At 62.9% G+C, this 21976-nt stretch carries 21 protein-coding genes; 9 read left to right on the plus strand and 12 right to left on the minus strand.

Features of this window, described 5'->3' with window-relative positions; all coding sequences use genetic code 11:
- Positions 1-62 precede the first annotated feature (62 nt).
- The gene (locus UIB01_RS07385) at positions 63-734 is read right to left on the minus strand and encodes a DUF4197 domain-containing protein (protein ID WP_038658320.1); all 672 of its coding nucleotides are present in this window, start codon (positions 732-734) and stop codon (positions 63-65) included.
- A gap of 149 nt (positions 735-883) precedes the next feature.
- Here UIB01_RS07385 and UIB01_RS07390 point away from each other — a divergent pair, with 149 nt between their 5' ends.
- Positions 884-1348: an N-acetyltransferase gene (locus UIB01_RS07390; protein ID WP_038658324.1), complete on the plus strand. Its 465-nt coding sequence runs from the start codon at positions 884-886 to the stop codon at positions 1346-1348.
- Here UIB01_RS07390 and plsB read toward each other — a convergent pair.
- The gene (plsB, locus tag UIB01_RS07395; protein ID WP_038658327.1) at positions 1306-3807 is read right to left on the minus strand and encodes a glycerol-3-phosphate 1-O-acyltransferase PlsB; all 2502 of its coding nucleotides are present in this window, start codon (positions 3805-3807) and stop codon (positions 1306-1308) included. The two genes, UIB01_RS07390 and plsB, sit on opposite strands and share 43 nt — an antisense overlap.
- A 447-nt stretch (positions 3808-4254) precedes the next feature.
- Between plsB and katG the strand changes: the two genes are divergently transcribed.
- Complete coding sequence (katG, locus tag UIB01_RS07400; RefSeq protein ID WP_038658330.1) at positions 4255-6486, plus strand: catalase/peroxidase HPI; 2232 nt, start codon at positions 4255-4257, stop codon at positions 6484-6486.
- A gap of 17 nt (positions 6487-6503) precedes the next feature.
- Here the strand turns inward: katG and UIB01_RS07405 are convergent, their stop codons facing one another.
- From UIB01_RS07405 to UIB01_RS07425, 5 genes are all read right to left on the minus strand, one after another.
- Positions 6504-6878, minus strand: a complete 375-nt coding sequence (locus UIB01_RS07405) for a hypothetical protein (protein WP_180983556.1) — start codon at positions 6876-6878, stop codon at positions 6504-6506.
- Positions 6879-6912: 34 nt separating this feature from the next.
- Entirely contained in the window at positions 6913-7623 is a 711-nt protein-coding gene (locus tag UIB01_RS07410) for a class I SAM-dependent methyltransferase (protein ID WP_038658336.1), read from the minus strand.
- A 67-nt stretch (positions 7624-7690) separates the two neighbouring features.
- Positions 7691-8473 (minus strand): class D beta-lactamase, encoded by a 783-nt coding sequence (blaOXA, locus tag UIB01_RS07415; RefSeq protein WP_038658339.1) that lies wholly within the window; start codon positions 8471-8473, stop codon positions 7691-7693.
- A gap of 95 nt (positions 8474-8568) precedes the next feature.
- Entirely contained in the window at positions 8569-9138 is a 570-nt protein-coding gene (locus UIB01_RS07420) for a GNAT family N-acetyltransferase (protein WP_038658342.1), read from the minus strand.
- Positions 9139-9177: 39 nt separating this feature from the next.
- Positions 9178-10512, minus strand: a complete 1335-nt coding sequence (locus UIB01_RS07425) for a serine hydrolase domain-containing protein (protein WP_102856913.1) — start codon at positions 10510-10512, stop codon at positions 9178-9180.
- 366 nt (positions 10513-10878) lie between these two features.
- Between UIB01_RS07425 and UIB01_RS07430 the strand changes: the two genes are divergently transcribed.
- The 4 genes from UIB01_RS07430 to UIB01_RS07445 all read left to right on the plus strand — a co-directional run bounded on the left by UIB01_RS07430 (position 10879) and on the right by UIB01_RS07445 (position 14789).
- Positions 10879-11802 carry an ABC transporter ATP-binding protein gene (locus tag UIB01_RS07430; RefSeq protein ID WP_038658348.1) on the plus strand — a complete coding sequence of 308 codons (924 nt, stop codon included), beginning with the start codon at positions 10879-10881 and terminating at the stop codon, positions 11800-11802.
- Positions 11799-12530, plus strand: a complete 732-nt coding sequence (locus tag UIB01_RS07435; protein WP_038658352.1) for an ABC transporter permease subunit — start codon at positions 11799-11801, stop codon at positions 12528-12530. Before UIB01_RS07430 ends, UIB01_RS07435 begins: the two co-directional genes overlap by 4 nt.
- A 10-nt stretch (positions 12531-12540) precedes the next feature.
- Positions 12541-14376 (plus strand): GldG family protein, encoded by a 1836-nt coding sequence (locus UIB01_RS07440; protein ID WP_038658354.1) that lies wholly within the window; start codon positions 12541-12543, stop codon positions 14374-14376.
- 203 nt (positions 14377-14579) lie between these two features.
- Positions 14580-14789: a cold-shock protein gene (locus UIB01_RS07445; RefSeq protein WP_038658357.1), complete on the plus strand. Its 210-nt coding sequence runs from the start codon at positions 14580-14582 to the stop codon at positions 14787-14789.
- A gap of 97 nt (positions 14790-14886) precedes the next feature.
- Here UIB01_RS07445 and UIB01_RS07450 read toward each other — a convergent pair whose 3' ends face one another.
- Genes UIB01_RS07450 through dapE form a run of 3 tightly spaced genes read right to left on the minus strand, consistent with a single transcriptional unit; the run spans position 14887 to position 17266 of the window.
- Positions 14887-15258, minus strand: coding sequence for a hypothetical protein (locus tag UIB01_RS07450; RefSeq protein WP_038658360.1), 372 nt, complete (start codon positions 15256-15258; stop codon positions 14887-14889).
- A 59-nt stretch (positions 15259-15317) separates the two neighbouring features.
- Entirely contained in the window at positions 15318-16124 is an 807-nt protein-coding gene (locus UIB01_RS07455) for a putative RNA methyltransferase (RefSeq protein WP_038658362.1), read from the minus strand.
- On the minus strand, positions 16118-17266 hold the full coding sequence (gene dapE / locus UIB01_RS07460) for a succinyl-diaminopimelate desuccinylase (RefSeq protein WP_038658365.1): 1149 nt from the start codon (positions 17264-17266) through the stop codon (positions 16118-16120). Before dapE ends, UIB01_RS07455 begins: the two co-directional genes overlap by 7 nt.
- 127 nt (positions 17267-17393) lie before the next feature.
- Here dapE and tcdA point away from each other — a divergent pair, with 127 nt between their 5' ends.
- The 3 genes from tcdA to UIB01_RS07475 all read left to right on the plus strand — a co-directional run bounded on the left by tcdA (position 17394) and on the right by UIB01_RS07475 (position 20887).
- On the plus strand, positions 17394-18203 hold the full coding sequence (gene tcdA / locus UIB01_RS07465) for a tRNA cyclic N6-threonylcarbamoyladenosine(37) synthase TcdA (protein WP_038658368.1): 810 nt from the start codon (positions 17394-17396) through the stop codon (positions 18201-18203).
- A 167-nt stretch (positions 18204-18370) separates the two neighbouring features.
- A complete protein-coding gene (locus UIB01_RS07470; RefSeq protein ID WP_038658370.1) occupies positions 18371-19672 on the plus strand; it encodes an OprO/OprP family phosphate-selective porin in 1302 nt (433 codons plus the stop codon).
- Between the two features lie 84 nt (positions 19673-19756).
- Positions 19757-20887, plus strand: coding sequence for a GNAT family N-acetyltransferase (locus tag UIB01_RS07475; protein ID WP_038665499.1), 1131 nt, complete (start codon positions 19757-19759; stop codon positions 20885-20887).
- A 9-nt stretch (positions 20888-20896) separates the two neighbouring features.
- Here UIB01_RS07475 and UIB01_RS07480 read toward each other — a convergent pair whose 3' ends face one another.
- Both UIB01_RS07480 and UIB01_RS07485 read right to left on the minus strand, forming a co-directional pair.
- Positions 20897-21319: a DUF6306 domain-containing protein gene (locus UIB01_RS07480; RefSeq protein WP_038658372.1), complete on the minus strand. Its 423-nt coding sequence runs from the start codon at positions 21317-21319 to the stop codon at positions 20897-20899.
- Between the two features lie 96 nt (positions 21320-21415).
- Positions 21416-21970, minus strand: coding sequence for a peptidylprolyl isomerase (locus UIB01_RS07485; RefSeq protein ID WP_038658375.1), 555 nt, complete (start codon positions 21968-21970; stop codon positions 21416-21418).
- Between the last annotated feature and the right edge of the window lie 6 nt (positions 21971-21976).

A 21976-nucleotide genomic window follows, 5' to 3' on the forward strand; every position in this document is an offset into this window, starting at 1 on the left:
CTTGGAGGCGGTTGGCGAGCCAGCTCGCTCCTACATGCTCCTACAAGTAGGAGGAAGGCGCGTCAGAGCGCGCCGAATACCTTTTTCGCCAGGCTGGTGGCTGCGGCTGCAGGGTTCTTGCGAATGCCCGCTTCCTGTTCGGCAATCACCTTGAATAGTCCGTCGAGCGCCTGCTCGGTGACATAGCTCTCGATATTGGCGTAATTGCCGTTCAGCCCGGCCGGGACCTTGGCCGCGACGGTGTTGTACTGCTGCGCCAGTCCGACCTGGTCGGTGGCCTGCTTGACGATGGGCAGGAACTTGGCGCGAATCTGCTCGCGGCTGGATTGGTTCAGGTACTGCGTCGCGGAGTCATCGCCACCAGCGAGAATTGCCTTGGCGTCCTGCACGGTCATCTTGCGCACGGCATCCAGCAGCAGTTGCTGGGCTTCCGGCACAGCCTTCTCGGCGGCCAGGTTCATGCTGTTCTCCAGCTGCTCGACCTGGGCGCCCATACCGAGCATCTTCAGCATACGCGAGGCCTTGCCGATGTTGCCCGGCAGTTCGATGCGTACGTCTGGATCGCTGCTGAACCCCCCCGGACGGCCGAGCTGCTGTACCGCGACCTTGGCGCCCTGGCTCAAGGCATCCTTGAGGCCGGCGCTGGCATCGCTCTGGGTCAGGTCGGAAAGCGAGAGGGCGAATGCGCTGGCGGACAGGAGCAGGCCGGCGACGAGCGTGGTGATGCGATACATGGCGGTTACCTTCAAGTGCGGTTGGGCGACAGCCGGGCGAATGAACGCCGGTTGGCTTCGTTCTGTGATGCTAGTGGATTACGGCCGGCGCGACATCCCAACGCTGATGCGTTACGGTCCCGCCCTTCGTCGTCTGGAGGTTTTTTCGCATGATTCGCCCGTGTCGCCCCGCTGATGTAGAAACGGTGCTGAAAATCTGGCTTGAGGCATCCAGCCGTGCCCACGCCTTTGTTGACCGCAGCTTCTGGGAGGCGCGCCTGGCTGATATGCGCGAGCTCTATCTGCCGGCTGCGCAAACCTGGGTTCACGAGTGGGACGGGACGGTGGTCGGCTTCGTTTCGCTGCTAGATGACATCCTGGCCGCAATCTTCGTGGCACCGACGGAGCAGGGCCGCGGCGTCGGCTCCGCACTGCTCCAGCACGCGAAGCAGTCTCGCGAGCAGCTGAGCCTGACGGTCTACGCCGCTAACGAGGCCAGCATCGCCTTCTACCGCCGCCATGGTTTCGAAGTGGTTGGCGAACAGTTGGACGAACACACCGGTTACCCGGAGCTGGCGATGAGCTGGCAGGCTCAGGCGCCGGGCGCTGGCGGGCGCGCCTCCACCTCGTCCTGATTGCGCTCCAGCGCCACCTGACGGATCGACAGGCGAATCTCCGCCGGCAGCACGCGCTTGGCTGCCCCCTCGGCGAGTTCGGTGAGCTTTTCGTGGTAACCGAGTCGACCGTCGTCATCCGGGCTGACCACACCCTGTTCCTGCATGCTCTGAATGAAATGGCGGAACAGTGTCTTGTCGAAGAACTCCGGCGCGTTGAGCCCATGCAGGATCGACAGGCGCTGGGCCATCACCGTGCAGAGCTCTTCCAGTTCGCCGGCCGTCAGGCTGTTCTGCCCGCTGTTGAGCAGCAGCGAGGTCGCCATGTAGAAGCGCTGCAGAGTCTGCACGACCACCCGTGCGAGCAGCGTCAACAGGACGAACTGCCGTGAGCTGGGCGCTGGCCGCACGTAGTGGTTGCCGTCCACCTTGAGCAGACCACGCTCGACGAAGGCAGCCAGCCACTGATCGACCACGGCTTCCAGCTCCTCGACTTCCCAGCGCATGAACAGCTCGGCACGCAGGTAGGGGTACAGCGCCTCGGTGAAGCGCTGGATCTGCTCGCGGCTGATGCGCGAGCTGCTCTGGAAGAAGCTCGCCAGCAGTGCCGGCAGCGCGAAGATGTGCATCACGTTGTTGCGGTAGTAGGTCATCAGGACGGCGTTCTGCTCATCCAGATAGAGGATGTTGCCCAGTGCGTCCTTCTGTTCGGCGAGCAGGTCGAGGCTCTTCACGTAAGCGATCAGCGCATTGCCGTCGCCGTCCGGCAGCGTGGTGTGCGGCGAGTAGGGCACCGCACGCAAGAGCGCCTGATAGAGATCGAGAATCCGCGCCAGGGACTGCTGGTCCAGCGCCTGACGGCTGGTGGAGAGCATCGCCAGCGCCACCAGATTGACCGGATTGACCGCAGCCGCCTCGTTGAGGCGCTGGGCGATGCGCTCGGCCAAGCGGTTGGTGGCATCGTTGAGCCATTCCGGGCGGTAGTCAGGGGCGTAGGTCTGCTGGCGCCAGCCGGGCTGTTCCTGGTCGAGGAATTCGTTGAGCTTGAGTGGTTCGCCGAAGTTGACCCAGACCTGACCGAAGCGCTGCTTGAGCGCGCCGATAACCTTGAAGATGTCGAAGATGGACTCCTTCTTCTTCGTCGCGCCGCGCAGTTCGCCCAGGTAGGTGCGGCCTTCCAGCACGCGCTCATAGCCGATGTACACCGGTACGAAGAGGATCGGCAGGCGCGACGAGCGCACGTAACTGCGCAGGGTCAATGCCAGCATGCCGGTCTTGGGCTGCAGCATGCGACCGGTACGCGAGCGGCCGCCCTCGACGAAGTATTCGACCGGAAAACCACGGATGAACAAGGTGTGCAGGTATTCGTTGAACACCGAGGTGTACAGCGGGTTGCCCTTGAACGAGCGCCGCATGAAGAAGGCGCCGCCGCGGCGCAGCAGACTGCCGATGACCGGCATGTTGAGGTTGATGCCAGCGGCGATGTGCGGCGGTGTCAGGCCATTGCGGAACAGCAGGTAGGACAGCAGCAGGTAGTCGATATGGCTGCGATGGCAGGGGACGTAAATCACCTCGTAGCCACGCACGGCTTCCTGCAGCGGCTCGATATGGTTGACGCGAATGCCGTCGTAGATCTTGTTCCAGAACCAGGACAGCACCACCTCGAGGAAGCGCACCGCGGTGTAGGCGTAGTCCGAGGCCACCTCGTTGCCGTAGCGCAGCGCCCTGGCTTCGGCTCGCTCGATGGAGATGTTTTCGCGCTCGGCCTCGTCGCGAATCGCCTGACGGACCTGTGGCGCATGCACCAGGCCCTTTACCAGGTTGCGTCGGTGCGACAGGTCAGGGCCGATCACGGCGGTCTTCTGGTTGCGGAAATGCACCCTCAGCATGCGGTGGACCATGCGCAGCGTGCGTTCTTGGCCTTTGTTCAGGGCGATCAGCTCGTTGAGCTGGATCGGCGGCGAGAATTGCACACGGGTCTTGCGGCCCAGCACCAGGATGCTGAGCAGTTTGCGCAGGCGCCCGGTGACGGCCCAGCTGTCGGCGAACAGCAGCTTCCAGGCGCTTGTTTCGCGATTGGGCGACTGCCCCCAGAACACGCTGACCGGGATGATCTGCGCGTTCTCCACGGCGTTGTGTTCCAGCGCGCCGACCAGCCGAACCAGTGCAGGTGGCGCCACCAACCGCGTGCGCCGACCAAACCAGCTCGCCGCCGGGTTCAGAAAGAAGAACGCGGCTGGCTCCACGAGTTCGCCCACCGCGACATCGGCCACCGGGCGTGGCAATCCAGCCTTGCTGCACTCGACGTCCAGCACCGCGAGATCACTCAGTGAGGCCTGTTGCAGCACGTAGAACACTGGTTTGCTGCGGTCCAGCTTGAGGGTAAAGGCGGACTGGTTGATGGTCTCCGAGCGTACCCAGAAATACAGCACGCGGCGCAGTACGGAGAAGATCAGGCGGCGAATGGGAGAGCGAGTCATACGGCAGATTCGGCTATGGAAGGGGGCTGTGCCCCCGAAGGCGGCAAGTGTGCCGCAAGCAGGGAGGGCGGGCAAAACTCTCTGCTGCCGAACCGCTCCCGCTTGGCTGGGTTTCTCTCGGCGTTGACTCAACCATCTGCACCAGCCGTGAACGGCGGTTGCTGCCAAGAAGGCGTTAGTGGGCTGCTATCTGCCGGCACGCTGAAGTGCAGCTAATGGCGCGGCAGTTGAAGCTCTGTCTATCGAGCCAATAGCGAAATTCCATGCAGGGCATTTTCAGTCGCGTCGAGCCGCGGCAAACCGCATGTTTACTGCGCTGGAGTCGTTGAAGAGCTGCTTGCGGAGGCCATGAAGGTGGCTTCGGGGTTTTTGTTCGATCATGAGCTCGGTGCTAGGTTGATTTAAGCGACGCCTGACCGCGTCATCGGCAACCGTGAGGAGCAGAACATGAACGAAGAGACTGGAGGAAAGGCGGGTGGCACTTGCCCATTCGGCCATGGCGCTGGCGCACCCCGCAGACGCCCCGGCAATCGGGACTGGTGGCCTGAAGCGCTGAGCTTGACAGCGCTCAACCAGCATTCGCCGCGTTCCAATCCGTACGGTGGCGATTTCGACTACGCGGCGGCATTCAACTCGCTCGATCTCGACGCGGTCATCGCCGACCTGCACGCCGTGATGACCGATTCGCAAGAGTGGTGGCCGGCGGACTTCGGCCATTACGGCGGGTTGTTCATCCGGATGGCCTGGCACAGCGCCGGGACCTATCGCATCACCGATGGTCGCGGCGGCGCCGGTGGCGGCCAGCAACGCTTCGCGCCGCTCAACAGCTGGCCGGACAACGCCGCGCTGGACAAGGCCCGACGTCTGCTGTGGCCGATCAAGCAAAAGTATGGGCGCAAGCTCTCGTGGGCAGACCTGTTCGTGCTCACCGGCAACGTGGCGCTTGAATCCATGGGCTTCAAGACCTTCGGTTTCGGCGGCGGCCGTGCCGATACCTGGGAGCCGGAAGAACTTTACTGGGGACCGGAAGGCACCTGGCTGGGCGATGAGCGCTACAGCGGCGAGCGGCAACTGCACCCGGGCCTGGGCGCCGTGCAGATGGGCCTGATCTACGTGAACCCGGAAGGTCCAAACGGTAACCCGGACCCGAAAGCAGCAGCCATCGATATCCGCGAGACCTTCGCGCGCATGGCCATGAATGACTACGAAACCGTGGCGCTGATTGCTGGCGGCCATACCTTCGGCAAGACTCACGGCGCCGGCGACCCCTCGCTGATGGGGCCGGAACCGGAAGGCGCGGTCATCGAAGATCAGGGCCTCGGCTGGCGCAGCCGCTACAAGAGCGGAATCGGCGCCGATGCGATCACCTCTGGCCTGGAAGTCATCTGGAGCCAGACGCCGACGCATTGGTCCAACTACTTCTTCGAGAACCTTTTCAACTTCGAATGGGAGCTGACCAAGAGCCCGGCCGGCGCGCACCAGTGGGAAGCCAAGGACGCGCCGGAAATCATGCCGGACCCCTTTGATCCGAACAAAAAACGCAAGCCGACCATGCTGACGACCGACTTGTCGCTGCGCTTCGATCCGATCTACGAGAAAATCTCCCGGCATTTCCTGGAGAACCCGGATGAGTTCGCCGATGCGTTCGCCAAGGCCTGGTTCAAGCTGACCCACCGCGACATGGGCCCTATCGGCCGTTACCTCGGGCCTCTGGTGCCGAAGGAGCAGCTGATCTGGCAGGACCCGATTCCCGAACGTGACCACCCGGTGATCGACGAGGCGGACATCGCCGCGCTGAAGCAGCAGCTGCTGGGCATGGGCTTTTCCGTGTCCGAGCTGGTGTCGGTAGCCTGGGCATCGGCCGCCACCTATCGCGGATCGGACAAGCGCGGCGGCGCCAATGGCGCACGCATTCGCTTCGCGCCGCAGAAGGATTGGGAGATCAACAACCCGCCGCTGCTGGAGAAGGTGTTGCAGAAGCTCGGCGAGATCCAGGGCGCGTTCAACGCTTCGGTAACCGGTGGCAAGAAGGTCTCCATGGCCGACCTGATCGTACTCGCCGGCTGCGCGGCTATCGAGAAGGCCGCGAAGGATGGCGGCGTGGACGTCACGGTGCCTTTCACACCCGGCCGGATGGATGCGCTGGAGGAGTGGACCGATGTGCAGTCGTTCGAAGCGCTGCGTCCGGTCGCCGATGGCTTCCGCAACTACTACCACGAGTCGCACTTCATGGCGCCCGAGGAGGCGTTGGTCGACAAGGCGCATCTGCTGCGCTTGAGCGCACCGGAAATGACCGTGTTGCTTGGCGGCATGCGCGTGCTTGGTACCAATGCGGACGGCGGCAAGGAAGGCGTCTTCACCAATCGAGTCGGCACGCTTTCAAACGACTTCTTCGTCAACCTGCTGGACATGAAGAACGAGTGGGTCGCCACCGAGCACAAGAACCGCTTCCAGGGCCTCGACCGCAAGACTCGCCAGCCAACATGGACCGCCACCCGCGTGGACCTGATCTTCGGTGCGCAATCGGAACTGCGTGCCCAGGCCGAGGTATACGGCATGGCGGACGGCAACGAGAAGTTCGTGCACGACTTCGTCAAAGCCTGGGACAAGGTGATGAACGTGGACCGGCTCGACGTTGGCAAACCTGCCGATAATTTCAGCCAGAAGCTCTCAGCGTAACGCTCGCGGCGGCGCCATCAGGCGCCGCCATGTGGCGGCTGTGCGTCTCGAGCCCGCCACCTGGTGCGGGCTCGCGAGCCAGCATAGGCTCCGGCGAGGAAGACCAGCGACCACAGCAGCACGAATACAAATCCGACGGGGAGCAATGGCCCGGTTGGCAACCATCCGAGCAGATACAGAGTTTGCCCGGCCACACAGCCAACATAGAGCGGCCACAAGGATTTCGGCGCGATAGAGCCACACAAGCAGCCACCCAAGGCCAGCGCTGCGGTGTAATACAGACCACCTGCATCCCAGGGCTCGACATGGCCTGTCATCGAAGGCGACAGGATCCAGATCGCCGCACCGGCCAACGCGGCGATAAGGAACGAGCGCAACACGGGTTGCTTCATGCGGTCGGTTGGTCTCAGCCGCTGTACCGCCACCTTATTGCGCATCGGCCGGTGGCCGCGTCGAGTACCAGGCGTGAATCAGCCCGGCCTGGTAGAACAGAACGGGGTCGGCAAAGCCGCCGGACTCAATGATGCTTGCGACCCGCTCCGGAGGCAGCACTGCCACATCGCGGGAGTAGGCGGTGCGCATCTGCTCCACACCGGCGGCAGGGATGCCGGCCACGGTCATCATGTTCATCCAGGTTTCGAGCAGGGCCGTATATTCCACCGAGGTGACATCCGATGCCAGGTCGGAGCTTGCCAGGCGTGCACCTGGGCGAAGCCGGCTAGCGATGGCGCGGAAAAATTCCGCGCGGGCGTCAGGCTCGAGAATGAATTGCGACACCAGAAAGCACGTCGCGGCATCGAAGGCATTCTGCTCGGGCAGTGATTGCAGATAGCCCTCATGGAACTGACAGCGCTCGGCATAGCCGCCTTCGATCGCCTTGTTGCGACACACTTCGAGCATCGCGCCGGAGGGCTCGACGGCGGTGAAGCTCCAGCGCGGGAAGCGCCTGGCCAGATAGGCGATTTCCTCGCCGGTGCCGGCACCGACGCACAGAACCCGGGCATCGGCCGGAAGGCCCGCAAACACGGCTTCGAGAAGGAAATGCAGGGCCTCTCGGATCGGTGCGGTTCTGGCCCAGCGCTCGTCGTAGCAGGTTGCTTGCTGGTCGAAGATGGCCTTGATTTCATCGCTACGCATGGCGGCTGCCCCAATGCTGTGTTCACGATGGTGCGCCTGGGCGCACCGTCAGAGTTGCCGTGTGGCCTCACTCGGCCGGCAGAATGCCTTTCTCTCGCAACGCGCCCAGCGCGATCTGCTGGCGCAGCGGCAGGTCCGTAACGGCTTTGGTGTCGAGGTTCAAGGCGAACAGCCACGTATCCTCGTCGACCTCCACGTAGCCGATGTACCAGCCAGTGCCGGGCGTGCTGCGGGCAGCCCAGCCGGTCTTGGCATAAAGGCGATAGTGCTCGCTGGCCTCGGTGAGCATGACCGTCTTCAGGGTGTCGTAGCTGCTCTTCCGGTAGGGCAGGCTGCGCGCGGTCACACGCTTGAGCAGGGCTATCTGCTGCTCGGCGCTGATGGTCAGTGAGCCATCCAGCCAGAACTCGGTACCGTTGAAGGGCTCGCGCAGCTGCCCGTAATGCGCCTGGCGGATGTATGGCGGATAGTCTGCCGCACCCACCCGTCGCGCCAGCCACTGATAGCACCAGACGCAACTGACCTGGAAGGCGCTCTTCAGCGTCTGGTCGCGGTTCCAGTCCTCGATCTCGTAACGCGTGTTGTCCCACGGGATGATCTCGTCAGCCCCGGCGATGGCGCCTTCCTCGAGCGCGATCAGCGTGTTCAGCACCTTGAATGTGGATGCAGCGGTGAACGGCTGCTTCGCGCGGGCTTCGTTGTGAACGTAGCGCTCGCCGGTTGTAGCCGATTCGATCACCAGCGTCCCCTCGACGCCGGCCTTGTCGAACAGCCGGGCGATATCGGCATCTTCCGCATGAGTGACGCAGGAAAGGCCGAGTAACAGTAGCGCGAGGAACAGCTGGGGCATTGAAAGAGATCCGTGGGGTAGGGATGAGAGTCTGGCTGTGCGCGTGCCGTTCTAACAGGGTTTCCAGCGAAGTCCAGCCAATCGTGAATGAACGGTCAGTCAGCTGCAGCCAACTGCGTTGCAAAGCGTTCGCGATCCAGTCGATACATGCAGTGCAGGCGCAGCGGATGGCCGACGGGCAGCCCTGGATGCTCGAACTCCTCCGACTCACGCATGCCGAGGCGCTCCATCACTGCACGTGAGCGCCGGTTCTCGACCGCGGTGAAGGACAGGATTTCAGAAAGATCGAGCCGGCCGAACCCCACCTCAAGCGCGGCCCGCGCAGCCTCGCTGGCCAATCCCTGGCCCCAGTAATCAGCGGCCAGACGCCAGCCGATTTCCACGCACGGCGAGAACGGCAAAGCTGCCGCCGGTGTATGAAGGCCAACGAAGCCGATGAATGTGCCGCTGGCCTTCAGCTCGACGGCCCAGAATCCCCAGCCGCGCTCTTCGATCAGTGCCTGGCAGCGGTCAGCCATCGCGTCGCTCTCGGCACGGCTGAGGAGGGCGGGGAAGTGCTGCATGACCCTGGGGTCCGCATTCATCGCGGCGAACGGCACACGATCGCCTGGCTTCCATTGCCTTAAGAGCAGACGTGTGGTCTGGAATTCGATCGGATCGGTCACTGCGAGTCGCTCATCCGGGCTGTTTGTAGCTTCAGCAAGCTATTGACGCTGTTCTAGCAGATGCTTCGCCACCGCCTCAAATGCCGGCAACGAGGTGGGGTCGTTTGCTGCGTTGCCCGCCACCGGATGGCTGGCAAACCGCGCGATCACCATCTCCGCCAGTGGGTCGATATAAAGCGCTTGCCCATGTACCCCACGTGCCATGAAGGCACCATGCTCGTTGTGGGTGACCCACCACATGTTGCGGTAGCTCCAGCCGGGCAGCAGACGGTAACCGGCTTTCGCAAAGTCTTCGCGACTTGCTCCATTTCGGATATCTGTCACGACTTCCGGTGGCAGGATCTGAGTGCCGTTGTATCTACCTTCATTGCGCATCATCTCGCCAAAACGAGCAAGGTCGCGCAGGCCGGCGTTCAGGCCGCCTCCGGCGAACGGCGTGCCGATGGAGTCTACCGACATGTAGGCATCCTGTTCTGCGCCCAAGCGGCTCCAGATGCGCTCGGACAACAGTTGGGCGACGTTCCGCCCGCTCACTCGCGCGATTACCCAGCCCAGAGCGTCGGAGTTTGCGGTGCGGTAATGAAAGGCCTCGCCATGACGACCTTGCGGTTTGACCGTTTGCAGAAATTCGTAATAGGTCCGTGGCCCCTGGTAATCAGCGGGTTTCGGCAGCGGATTGCCGGCGGCGGCATGCGCCCATACTTCGGCCTTGGGGTCGGCATAATCTTCGCTGAAGTGAATGCCAGTGGTCATATCCATGAGCTGGCGCACGCTGGCATTTCCAAAGGCCGACACGGCCAATTCGGGAACGTAGTCGGCGACCATACGTTCGGGGTCTAGCTTGCCTTCGGACACGAGAAGCGCCGCCAGCGTACCGGTGAAGGTCTTGGTGATCGACATGGCAGCATGCTGTCCTTCTGGCTTCAGGACGCCGAAATAGCGCTCGTACACCAATTTCCCCCGGTGGAGGATGACGATGCCGTCGGTGTAATTGGCTAGCAGCGACTGTTGCCACGTCATTGGCTCGTCACCGCCAAGAGGAACGAATGTGAGCGCATCGATCTCACCGCTCGACGTGCGCTCCAGCATTGAGGGCCCAGCCAGTCCGCGTGAAACATTGACGGTAGGCATCAGCTGCCGAAAGTTGGCGACGCTCCAGCGCATCTGTGGGAAACGAAAGTAACTGCCGTCCTCGAAACGCAGGATTCGATCAGCCGGTGGCGGTGAGCCGACCATCCAGCCCAGCGTCGCCGGATCGCTCGCTTGTGCGTCTGGAAAGTGAGTAGGCTCACTGGCTTGCGCTGCACATGCCATGGTGCCTAGTAAAAAGCAGAGGCGCACTTTCGGTAATTCTCTCGGCCAGCGTAGTTTCATGGCATGTCCTTTCTAGCAGTCGGGCGCGTCGCGTCATGGGCGGTCAGTACCGATTGAAACGACTCGATCGCTACCCGTGCGCCTGTTGCCTGCAGGAGAGCATCCGCGATGCGCGGGGCAATGGCCTTTACGGACTTGCGCGCAGAGAGGCTGATGAAGCAGCGTCGATCAATCCCCTACACGGCTCGTCGCCAGCGCCGTTCATTTCTTATCGCTGATGATTAGTTAATCAGAGTAGTCCTCACAGCCTAGTGACAGGTTGCATTCGTCGAGTTGCTGTTCTTATAGTTCCGCCGGCATTTTTGCAGGGTCTGGGCCGTGTCGCACGGGCGGCGCGCCAGGCCTTCAGCGCACTGGTGAGAGTCCATGATCGAAATAAACAACCTGACCAAGCGTTTTGCCCAGCACACGGCCGTAGACGACCTGTCATTCCAGGTCCAGCGTGGAGAAGTGCTGGGATTTCTCGGCCCGAATGGTGCGGGCAAATCCACCACCATGAAGATGTTGACCGGCTTTCTCGCGCCCACTTCCGGCACGGCGAGCATCCTCGGTCATGACATCCAGACGCAGCGGCTGCAGGCTCAGCGACAGATCGGCTATCTGCCCGAGGGCGCGCCCTGTTATGGCGACATGACGGTGCGCGGCTTTCTCGAGTTCATCGCCGAAGTTCGCGGCTTTCGCGGTGCGGACAAGCGTCAGCGGGTCGAGGCTGCGGTGGCGCAGGTAGAACTGGAGCACGTGCTGGGGCAATCCATCGAGACGCTGTCCAAGGGCTTCAAGCGTCGCGTCGGCCTGGCGCAGGCGATCCTTCACGACCCCAAGGTGCTGATTCTCGACGAGCCCACCGATGGCCTCGATCCGAACCAGAAGCATCAGGTGCGCCAGCTGATCCAGGGCCTTTCGCAGGACAAGATCGTCATCATTTCCACGCACATTCTCGAAGAGGTTAGCGCGGTGTGCACCCGCGCGGTGGTAATCGCCCATGGCAGGCTGGTGGCCGACGGCACGCCGCTGGAACTGGAAAGCCGTTCGAAGTACCACCAGGCGGTCACGCTGGTCAGCGACGGCCCGCTGGACGACGTTGCCCTGGCCGCGCTGCCGGGTGTCGCCGGTGTCGAGCTCAACGAGCGCGAGCACAGCCTGACGGTGCTGGCACAGCCGGGGCAGGTGATCTTCCCGCAGGTCAATGCGCTGATCACCCAGCAGGGCTGGGTGGTCAAGGAGCTGGACGTGGAGCGCGGCCGGCTGGACGAGGTGTTTCGCAACCTGACCCGTGGGGAATCGCTATGAGCCAGTTGCCGGTTATTTTCAAGCGTGAGCTGGCTAGCTACTTCGCCACGCCGCTCGCCTATGTGTTCATCGTCATCTTTCTGGTCTTGTCCGGGGTGTTCACTTTCTACCTTGGCGGCTTCTACGAGCGCGGCCAGGCCGATCTGACGCCGTTCTTCAGCTTTCATACCTGGCTCTATCTGTTTCTGGTGCCTGCAATCGCCATGCGCTTGTGGGCGGAGGAGCGCAAATCGGGTTCGATCGAGCTGCTGATGACGCTGCCGATCACCCGTTTCGAGGCGGTTGGCGGCAAGTTCCTCGCGGCCTGGGTTTTCGCCGGGATCGCCTTGCTGTTGACCTTCCCGATGGTTATCACGGTCAACTACCTGGGCGAGCCGGACAATGGCGTGATCGCCGCCGGCTATCTCGGCAGCTGGCTGCTGGCCGGCGCCTTTCTGGCGATCGGCTCGTGCATGTCGGCGCTGGCGAAGAACCAGGTGATCGCCTTCATCCTCTCGGTGGCGGTGTGCTTCCTGTTCATCGTCAGCGGTCTGCCGATGGTGCTGGATGCCCTGGCCTGGGCGCCGCAGTGGCTGATCGATGCGGTGGCTTCGCTGAGCTTCCTGATCCGTTTCGATTCCATCAGCAAGGGTGTGATCGACCTGCGTGACCTGCTGTATTTCGTCACGCTGATCGTCGCCTGGCTGGCGGCCACCGCCGTGGTCGTCGATCTGAAGAAAGCCGCCTGAGGGAACAGACATGAAACGAGTCATCTATTCCGGTGCCGGGCTGCTGCTGATCGCGCTGGCCTTTCTGGTGTTCAACGGCCTATCCGGCATGTTGTTCACCAATGCGCGGCTTGATCTGACTGAGCAGAAGCTCTACACGATCTCCGAGGGCACCGAGCGCATTCTCGACGGCTTGCAGACGCCGATCGAGCTGCACTTCTTCTACTCGGACGAGACGGCCAAGGAGCTGGTGGCGCTGCGCAACTATGCGCGCCGCGTCGAGGAGATGCTCAGAGCCTATCAGCGCGCCTCCGGCGGCAAGCTCAAGCTGCACGTGATCGATCCGCAACCGTTCTCCGAGGAGGAGGACCGCGCGGCCGAGTTCGGTCTGCAGGCGGTGCCGCTCAACCAGGGCGGCGACAAGGTCTACTTTGGCCTGGCAGGCACCAATGCTGAAGGCAGCACACAGATCATTCCGTTCTTCCCGCTGGATCAGGAGGAGTTCCTTGAGTACGAAATAAGCCGTTTGGTGCAGGGCCTGGCTGCCGGCGAGCTGCCGGTGGTCGGAGTGCTGTCCGGATTGCAGCTGACCGGTGGCTTCGACATGCGCACACAGCAGGCGACGCCGCCGTGGATGGTGCTGGAGGAGGTCCGCCAGCTGTTCCATATCGAGAGTCTGCGTCGTGATGTGGACCTGATTCCGACCAATGTGTCGGTGTTGCTGCTGATTCATCCGAAGGACCTGCCGGAGCAGACGCTTTACGCCATCGACCAGTTCGTCCTGCGTGGCGGCAAGCTGCTGGCCTTCGTCGATCCGCACAGCGAGGCCGATCCAGGCATGGGCATCGGCCCGGGAGAATTCGGCGAAGAACGTGCGTCCGACCTCGAACCACTGTTCAAGGCGTGGGGCGTGCGCATGGTGCCGCAGCGTGCGTTGGCCGATGCGGCCTATGCCATGTCGGTGGGCATGGGCGCGGAGCGGCGGCCGGTTCGCCATGCGGGCTGGTTGAGCCTGCCGCGAGGCGCGCTGGACCAGGATGACGTGACCACTGCCGCGCTGGAGAACATCACCGTCGCCAGTGCTGGCATTCTCGAGCCACTGGAAGGCGCGACGACGCGCTTCACGCCGCTGTTCAGCAGCTCCGAATACAGCATGCCGGTTGAAGCCGAGCGCTTTGCCACGCTGGATAATCCGGAGACGCTGCTGCTTGGCCTGGAACCGACCGGTGAGCGCTATACCCTGGCGGCACGCATCCAGGGACCGGCAAAGACCGCGTTCCCGAATGGGATAGAAGGCCGGGAGAAGGGTATTCAGGAAAGTCAGAGCATCAACGTCATTGCCGTCGCTGACACGGACCTGCTGAGCGACCGGATGTGGGTGCAGGTGCAGGACTTCTTCGGTCAGCGCATCCCGCAGCCGTGGGCCGACAACGGAGCCTTCGTGATCAATGCGCTGGACAATCTGTCCGGTACCGATGCGCTGATCAGCGTGCGCTCCCGTGGTCGCTTCACCCGTCCGTTCGTGGTGGTGGAAACGTTGCAGCGTCAGGCCGAGAACCGCTTCCGCGAGAAGGAGGAGGTGCTGCAGCAACGCCTGGCCGATACCGAGCAGAAGCTCGCCGAGTTGCAGAGCCCGGACCCGGAGCAGGCGTTGGAACTGACCGCTGAGCAGGAGCAGGCGCTGCGCCAGTTCATGCAGGAAAAGGTCCGTATCCGCAAGGAACTGCGCGAGGTGCGCTACCAGCTCAACGCCGACATCGAGGCGCTCGGGCGTACGCTCAAGTTCGCCAATATCGCGCTGGTGCCTTTGGTGCTGACGCTGGGCGTGCTGGCGTTGTGGCTGTGGCGGCGCCGGCGCAGCGCCTGATCCAAGCGCCAGCCCCGGTGCTGATCGGGGCTGGCGCAGAGGCAAGAAAGGGCCTTGGAAAAAAGAGGCTGACAGCCAAAATCGTTGTTTTATACTCCGGCAACGGCTGCGTTCGAGTCGCATTTGCGCTGAAGCAACTGCACGAGACGCGGTCGTAGACCCCTCTTCCGAGGAATAACAAAAAGCGAGTTGGAGAAGTGGTAATGGCTGAGCGCGAGACAGGAACCGTCAAATGGTTCAACGATGCAAAAGGCTACGGATTCATTCAGCGGGGTAATGGCGCCGACGTGTTCGTGCATTACCGCGCGATCCGTGGCGACGGCCACCGCTCGCTGGCCGAAGGGCAGCAGGTGGAGTTTTCGGTGACTCAGGGCCAGAAGGGCCTGCAGGCCGAAGACGTCGCCAGCGTCTGACTTCGGTTGCTTTACGACAAAGCCCGTCCAAAGTGACGGGCTTTGTTTTTTCAGGTGCGGGTTTCTGTCTTCGGTGCAAAGCGTGCAAGCCGACTGATCAACCGGTCCGCCAGACGATTTCCTCTTCACCGTCATCGCTGATGCGGATCCAGCGGTCGGCTTCTTCAACGGCTTCCTCTTCTTGCCAACCGCCTGGGGCGCAGCGGATTTCCACGCCCAGGGCCTGGTACGCCGCACGCGCGCAGGCGAGGTCATCGTCCCAAGGGGTGGCATCGCTTTCCAGCAGCAGGCAATGCCATTTGCCCACCGCCTTCGGCAGCCAGGTCACGGGGATGCCGGCGGCGCTGCATTTGAAGGTCTGACCTTTCTGTTGCCAGGCGGAGCAGGAGCCAATGGCCTGGGCCAGCCACTCGCCGACGGCTTGCTGGCTGGCATCCCTGAGGTAGATCTCGATATCGGGTTGACGCATGGGCGACTGCCTTATGTGGTGGAGCGGGGTTTTTCGATCGTCGGCAAAATATACGAACGCTACGCTGTGCGTTCGATCCAGTCGTAGCGTATCGCAACCCGCACGCTGAGGTGACTGTCGATCACTGCGGCGCGGCGTTCGGCGCTGGCGCGCCAGCCGTGCGGGGTCATCGCCAGCAGATCGGCACGGGCCTGGGCATCGTCCAGTTGCAGCTCGTAGCAGAGGGTTTCGCTATGAGCCAGGCGCATGCCTTCAGGGATCAACGACAGGTGTTTCTCGTCGTCGTAATCGCGCACCTCGTCGTAGAGCCGCGCGCGAAGCTCCCACAAATGGTCGCGGGTCGGCCCCATGCGCAGCAGACCGCCGCCGGGCGCGAGCAGGCGTCGCGCCTCCTGCCAGTCCAGCGGGCTGAACACGCTGGCGAGCAGGTCGCAGCTGGCATCGGCCAGCGGAACACGCGCCATGCTTGCGACCAGCCATTCGAGCTGCGGTGCGCGTTTGCAGGCGCGCTTGACCGCTTCACGGGAGATGTCCAGTGCATAGCCTTCGGCATCCGGCAGCGCTTCGGCGAGCTGTGCGGTGTAGTAGCCCTCGCCACAGCCGATGTCGAGCCAGCGCTGCGGCGTACGCTCGGCGGCAAGGTCAGCCAGGCGCCGGGCCAGCGGTGCGTAATGGGCACCGTTGAGAAAGCGCCGGCGTGCCTCGACCATGGCCTGGTTGTCGCCGGGGTCGCGACTGTTCTTGTGCTGTACCGGGAGCAGGTTCAGGTAACCCTGGCGCGCGCGATCAAAACGGTGGTTGGCCGGACAGGCCACGCCGTTGTCGACCGCGCTGAGCGGCGCCTGGCAGATCGGGCAGATCAGCATGCGAGCAGGTTCACCAGGGTCTGATAGTAGATATCGGTCAGCAGATCGAGATCGCTGGCAAGGATATGTTCGTCCACCTGGTGGATCGTTGCGTTGACCGGGCCAAGCTCGACCACCTGGGTACCGAGCGTGGCGATGAAGCGCCCGTCCGAGGTGCCGCCGCTGGTGGATGGTGTGGTTTCACGGCCGGTGACGCTGCGGATCGCCTTGGCGACGCCGTCGAGCAGCGCGCCCGGTTCGGTGAGGAAGGGCAGGCCGGACAGTGCCCAGTCCACGTTCCAGTCCAGGCCGTGCTTGTCGAGAATCGCGGCGGTGCGCTGCTTCAGTTGTTCGACGGTGGATTCGGTGGAGAAGCGGAAGTTGAACACCGCTTCCAGCGTACCGGGAATAACGTTGGTGGCGCCGGTGCCGGCGTTCAGGTTGGAGATCTGGAAGCTGGTTGGCGGGAAGAACGCATTGCCATCGTCCCAATGCTCCGCGGCCAGTTCTGCCAGCGCCGCCGCAGCCAGGTGGATGGGATTCTTCGCCAGATGCGGATAGGCGACGTGGCCTTGCTGGCCGCGCACGGTGAGTGTGCCGCCCAGCGAGCCGCGGCGACCGTTCTTCACCACGTCGCCTACCAGCGTCGTGCTCGACGGTTCGCCGACGATGCACCAGTCCAGGCGCTGGCCACGTTCGCGCAGACGCTCGACCACGGCCTTGGTGCCGTGGTGCGCCGGACCTTCTTCGTCGCTGGTGATGAGAAAGGCGATCTGCCCCTTGTGATCCGGATGAGCAGCGGTGAAGCGCTCCACCGCGACGACCATGGCCGCCAGGCTGCCCTTCATATCCGCGGCGCCGCGGCCATGCAGCATGCCCTGCTCATCGATGCGTGCACTGAACGGCGGGTTCTGCCAGGCCTGCAGCGGGCCTGTCGGGACCACGTCGGTATGGCCGGCGAAGCACAGTACCGGGCCTTCGCTGCCGCGAATCGCCCAGAAATTCTCCACGTCCTCGATATGCATCGGCTCGATGGCGAAGCCGCAGGCCGCCAGGCGCTGGCTCATCAGCTGCTGGCAGCCTTCATCCAGCGGCGTCACCGATGGGCGGTTGATCAGCTCGCAGGCGAGTTCGAGCGTAGGGGAAAGGGCGGGGGCGGTCATCACGGCTCCGATGCGGCGGGGAAAGGGCGCCATATTAAAGCAAAGCCATGGCCTCGGTGACGGCCGGATGCAGTGGCCGTGGGGCTACGAGGTCTTATAATCGCCAGGTTTTTTCCGGGGAGTCGGCATGTCTATCGATGATCAGCGTTTCGGCGGCATTGCCCGTCTGTATGGCCGCGTCGGCCTCGAGCGGCTGGTGAATGCGCACGTGGCAGTGGTCGGCATCGGCGGCGTCGGCTCCTGGGCAGCCGAGGCGCTTGCACGCAGCGGGGTCGGCGAGATCAGCCTGTTTGACCTGGACGACGTGTGCATCACCAACACCAACCGGCAGATTCACGCGCTGGATGGGGCTGTAGGCAAAGCCAAGGTCGATGAGATGGCCGTGCGCATTCGTGCCATCAACCCTGCCTGCCGCGTGCATGCCGTTGCTGACTTCGTCACCCGCGAAACCATGGCCGAGTACATCACCGAAGACATGGATTGCGTCATCGACTGTATCGACAGCGTGCCGGCCAAGGCGGCGCTGATCGCCTGGTGCAAGCGCCGCAAGATCCAGATCATCACTACTGGCGGTGCCGGCGGGCAGGTTGATCCGACGCAGATTCAGGTCACCGACCTGAACAAGACCTTCAACGATCCGCTGGCGGCCAAGGTGCGCTCGCTGCTGCGTCGTGAATACAACTTCTCGCGCACACCGGGGCGCACCTACAGCGTGCCTTGCGTGTTTTCCACCGAGCAGTTGCGTTATCCGAAGCCGGACGGCGGCGTATGCCAGAGCAAGAGTTTTGTCGGCGAAGGAGTAAAACTCGACTGCGCCGGAGGCTTCGGTGCGGTGACGATGGTAACCGCCAGCTTCGGCATGGTCGCCGCCGCGAAGGCCGTCGACAAACTGGTCGCTGGAGCTCGGCGGCCTAGCGAGCGCAACGTCCACCGCTGATGAAAAACTGCCGCAGCCGCTCTGTGATGCGGCTCCACGGAAAGTTCCGCTGTCACAAAAGCTTTACATATCAGCCATTTGGCTGACATACACCGTCGCCAAGATTCCCCCGAACACAAAGAGCCCATCTCGAGTGTTTCCGACGCTAAACATAAAGGGGAATTTTGATGATCCGTAAGCACTTCGCCGGTTTCGCCGCCAGCGCCCTCGCTCTGGCCGTTTCCGCCCAGGCTTTCGCCGGCACCGTTACCACTGACGGAGCCGATATCGTTGTCAAGACCAAGGGTGGCCTGGAAGTCGCCACGACGGACAAACAGTTCAGCTTCAAGGTAGGCGGTCGCGTGCAGGCCGATTACAGCCAGTTCGACGGCTTCTACACCGCTAATGGCGACAGTGCCGATGCCGCCTACTTCCGCCGTGCCTTTATCGAGATCGGTGGCGTTGCGTTCACCGACTGGAAATATCAGTTCAGCTACGACCTGTCGCATAACGCCGGCAGCAGCGAAGACGGTTACTGGGATGAAGCTTCCATCCAGTACTCCGGTTTCAGCCCGGTCAACGTCAAGGTTGGTCGTTTCGACCCCGACTTCGGCCTGGAAAAAGCCACCAGCTCCAAGTGGGTGACCGCTCCTGAGCGTAACGCCGCTTACGACCTGATCGACTGGGCCAATGGCCATCAGAACGGTCTCGGCATTCAGGTCAACGGTACCGCTGGCCCTTCCCTGTACGGCTCCCTCGGCCTGCACGCCAAGGATCAGAACGACGTAGACGGCGACAGCGTGAAGCAATTCAACGTGCGCGGCGTGTTCGCTCCGATGCACGAGGCTGGCAACGTTCTGCACCTGGGCGTGAACTTCGCCAAGCGTGATCTCGACGACGTCGGTGGTCTGGACACTCGTATCCGCAGCCGTCTGGGCATGCGCGGCGTTTCCACCTCGGGCGGCAACGACGCCGGCACCAACGGCAACCGCCTGCTGCTGGCCGGTGCCAACAACCAGGTTGCCGGCTCCTACGGCGACGACACCGCCTGGGGCCTGGAAGCTGCATGGGCCATGGGCCCGCTGTCGGTGCAAGGTGAATACATCAAGCGTGAGCTGGATGCCGACTCCAGCGCTAATCAAGACATCGAAGCCAAGGGTTACTACGCTCAGATCGCCTACACCCTCACCGGTGAAGCGCGTGACTACAAGCTGGGTCGCTTCGATGCGATCAAGCCGAGCAACAAGCAGACCGGCGCCTGGGAAGTCTTCTACCGCTACGATTACATCGAAGGTGATGACGACACCGTTGGCACCACCGCCAGCAGCACTGTCGAAGGCAAGGTCCACAACGTCGGCCTGAACTGGTACGCCAATGACAACGTTCGCCTGACCGGCGCCTACGTCAAGGCCAAGGTCGACAATCAGCAGAACGCCAATGGCGACGACGATGGCGACGGCATCGTGTTGCGCGCCCAGTACGTGTTCTAAAACATCACTTCATCCGTGATGCTCCCTTGAGCCCCGCCATTGGCGGGGCTTTTTTTCGTCCGCGTGACAGGCCAGACTGCGCGCATGCCTATCCAGACCCTGTACCGCCTCGCCGAGCTCGCGCCCGTCGCATGGGATGCCTTGCTGACCGACTCGCAGCCGTTTCTCCGTCACGCCTTCCTCTCATCGCTGGAAGACAGCGGCAGCGTGGGAGGGCGCAGCGGCTGGCAGCCGGCCCACGTCGTCATGCGCGACGGACAGGGCGAGTTGCAGGCGGCGTTGCCGCTTTACCGCAAAAGCCATTCCTACGGCGAGTATGTTTTCGACTGGGCCTGGGCTGACGCTTGTCAGCGAGCAGGCATCCGCTATTACCCCAAGCTGCTTTGCGCCGTGCCGTTCACGCCGGTCACCGGCGGCCGTCTGCTGGGTGATGTGCAAGCAGCTGGCGAGCTGCTCGATGGCTTGACCGAAGGGCTGGAAGTGCAAGGGCTATCGGGGCTGCACGTGAATTTTACCGAGCCGCAGGCCGATCAGCTGCTGGCGGGGCGGGACGGCTGGCTGGAGCGAATTGGCTGTCAGTTTCATTGGCACAACCGGGGCTATCGCGACTTTCAGGACTTCCTCGATGCGCTGACCTCGCGCAAGCGCAAGCAGCTGCGCAAGGAGCGCGAGCAGGTGGCGGGGCAGGGCATCACGTTCGACTGGCGTGAAGGGCACCAGCTCAGCGAGGCGGAATGGGATTTCGTCTATGCCTGCTATGCCAATACTTATCAGGTGCGTGGCCAGGCGCCGTATCTGACGCGGCAGTTTTTCAGTCTGTTGGCCGAGCGCATGCCCCAGGCGATTCGCGTGGTGCTGGCGTTGCAGGGCCCAAGGCCGGTGGCGATGGCTTTCAGCCTGCATAGCGCGTCTGGTCTGTATGGTCGTTACTGGGGCTGTCTGGCGGAGTTCGACCGGCTGCACTTCGAGACGTGCTTCTACCAGGGCATCGACCAGGCGATTGCCGGTGGATTACCGCGATTCGATGCCGGGGCGCAGGGTGAGCACAAGCTCATTCGTGGCTTCGAGCCGGTCATCACGCGCTCCTGGCACTATCTTCAGCATCCCGGCTTGCGCGCCGCGGTGGCGGATTTCCTGCAGCAGGAACGTGCGGGTGTGCTGGCGTACGCCGAGGCGGCGCGCCAGGCGCTGCCGTACCGGCAGGCCGGCAGCTAACCGTTCGTCTCAGGCGTGGGAGGCGGCGCTGTTTTCCTCGTGAATCTGCAGCATGCGTTCCAGCTCGCTGCGCAGCAACGGGTCCTGGCAGCCGGGCAGATACTCGCGCAGTTTGCGGATCACCCACTGCTGGCCCTTGTCGATGAAGGGCAGACGCTCGTCCAGTGATTCAATGGCCATCGCCTTGCCGTAAAAGGCGCCGGTGTCCTTGTTGGGCTCCAACCCAAGATGCTGCAGGCAGTTGAGCAGCAGCTTGCAGCTTTCGATCTCGCCCTGGCGGACCTGCTCGAGCAGCTGCCGTTGCTCCGGCGTGCAGGGGTGCTGCAACGAATCGCCGGCTACCCTGGCCCCGGCGCGTTCGGCGCTGAGCAGGTCCTGCAGCAGTTGGGCTTCGCCTTCCGGGGTATTCAGCGGGCTTTGCGGCTCAGTCATGTCGCGATCTCCTGTCGGTTGAGGGTTTCGCACGATGGCGGCAGCTGGGGAATGCCGTCAAAAATGAAAAGGGCCGGTGAACCGGCCCCTCGGGGATCAGAGCTTCTTCGCGGTGATGATCTTCACCGGGGTCAGCGGCACGTTCTGCATCATGGCGCGATTGCCGGTGGGCACCTGGGCGATCTGGTCGACCACGTCCATGCCGCGTACGACCTTGGCAAACACGGCGTAGCCGAAGTCGCGGCTGCCGTGGTCGAGGAAATCGTTGTCGCGATGGTTGATGAAGAACTGGCTGGTCGCTGAGTTCACATTCTGGGTGCGAGCCATGGCGACAGTGCCACGCACGTTGTGCAGACCGTTGTCCGCCTCGTTCTTGATCGGCGCCTTGGTGGGCTTCTGATTCAACCCTTCACCGAAGCCGCCGCCCTGGACCATGAAGCCGGGAATGACGCGGTGAAAAACAGTGCCGTCGTAGAAACCGCTTTCCACATAACCGATGAAGTTTTCGACGCTGATGGGTGCCTTTTCCGCTTCGAGCTCCAGCTCGATTTCACCCAGACTGGTGGTCAGCAGCACGCGCGGGTTTTCCGCGGCGAACAGGTTGCCGGCCAGCAGAACGGTACAGGCGGCGAGGGCAATGCGTTTCAACATGATGTC

The organism is Stutzerimonas decontaminans, assembly GCF_000661915.1.
GTDB lineage: Bacteria > Pseudomonadota > Gammaproteobacteria > Pseudomonadales > Pseudomonadaceae > Stutzerimonas > Stutzerimonas decontaminans.

What these genes read in the sequence shown, in the direction of transcription:
- UIB01_RS07385 (WP_038658320.1), bottom strand. Translation starts at nt 734, where the DNA reads ATGTATCGCATCACCACGCTCGTCGCCGGCCTGCTCCTGTCCGCCAGC.
- UIB01_RS07390 (WP_038658324.1), top strand. Translation starts at nt 884, where the DNA reads ATGATTCGCCCGTGTCGCCCCGCTGATGTAGAAACGGTGCTGAAAATC.
- plsB (WP_038658327.1), bottom strand. Translation starts at nt 3,807, where the DNA reads ATGACTCGCTCTCCCATTCGCCGCCTGATCTTCTCCGTACTGCGCCGC.
- katG (WP_038658330.1), top strand. Translation starts at nt 4,255, where the DNA reads ATGAACGAAGAGACTGGAGGAAAGGCGGGTGGCACTTGCCCATTCGGC.
- UIB01_RS07405 (WP_180983556.1), bottom strand. Translation starts at nt 6,878, where the DNA reads ATGAAGCAACCCGTGTTGCGCTCGTTCCTTATCGCCGCGTTGGCCGGT.
- UIB01_RS07410 (WP_038658336.1), bottom strand. Translation starts at nt 7,623, where the DNA reads ATGCGTAGCGATGAAATCAAGGCCATCTTCGACCAGCAAGCAACCTGC.
- blaOXA (WP_038658339.1), bottom strand. Translation starts at nt 8,473, where the DNA reads ATGCCCCAGCTGTTCCTCGCGCTACTGTTACTCGGCCTTTCCTGCGTC.
- UIB01_RS07425 (WP_102856913.1), bottom strand. Translation starts at nt 10,512, where the DNA reads ATGAAACTACGCTGGCCGAGAGAATTACCGAAAGTGCGCCTCTGCTTT.
- UIB01_RS07430 (WP_038658348.1), top strand. Translation starts at nt 10,879, where the DNA reads ATGATCGAAATAAACAACCTGACCAAGCGTTTTGCCCAGCACACGGCC.
- UIB01_RS07435 (WP_038658352.1), top strand. Translation starts at nt 11,799, where the DNA reads ATGAGCCAGTTGCCGGTTATTTTCAAGCGTGAGCTGGCTAGCTACTTC.
- UIB01_RS07440 (WP_038658354.1), top strand. Translation starts at nt 12,541, where the DNA reads ATGAAACGAGTCATCTATTCCGGTGCCGGGCTGCTGCTGATCGCGCTG.
- UIB01_RS07445 (WP_038658357.1), top strand. Translation starts at nt 14,580, where the DNA reads ATGGCTGAGCGCGAGACAGGAACCGTCAAATGGTTCAACGATGCAAAA.
- UIB01_RS07450 (WP_038658360.1), bottom strand. Translation starts at nt 15,258, where the DNA reads ATGCGTCAACCCGATATCGAGATCTACCTCAGGGATGCCAGCCAGCAA.
- UIB01_RS07455 (WP_038658362.1), bottom strand. Translation starts at nt 16,124, where the DNA reads ATGCTGATCTGCCCGATCTGCCAGGCGCCGCTCAGCGCGGTCGACAAC.
- dapE (WP_038658365.1), bottom strand. Translation starts at nt 17,266, where the DNA reads ATGACCGCCCCCGCCCTTTCCCCTACGCTCGAACTCGCCTGCGAGCTG.
- tcdA (WP_038658368.1), top strand. Translation starts at nt 17,394, where the DNA reads ATGTCTATCGATGATCAGCGTTTCGGCGGCATTGCCCGTCTGTATGGC.
- UIB01_RS07470 (WP_038658370.1), top strand. Translation starts at nt 18,371, where the DNA reads ATGATCCGTAAGCACTTCGCCGGTTTCGCCGCCAGCGCCCTCGCTCTG.
- UIB01_RS07475 (WP_038665499.1), top strand. Translation starts at nt 19,757, where the DNA reads ATGCCTATCCAGACCCTGTACCGCCTCGCCGAGCTCGCGCCCGTCGCA.
- UIB01_RS07480 (WP_038658372.1), bottom strand. Translation starts at nt 21,319, where the DNA reads ATGACTGAGCCGCAAAGCCCGCTGAATACCCCGGAAGGCGAAGCCCAA.
- UIB01_RS07485 (WP_038658375.1), bottom strand. Translation starts at nt 21,970, where the DNA reads ATGTTGAAACGCATTGCCCTCGCCGCCTGTACCGTTCTGCTGGCCGGC.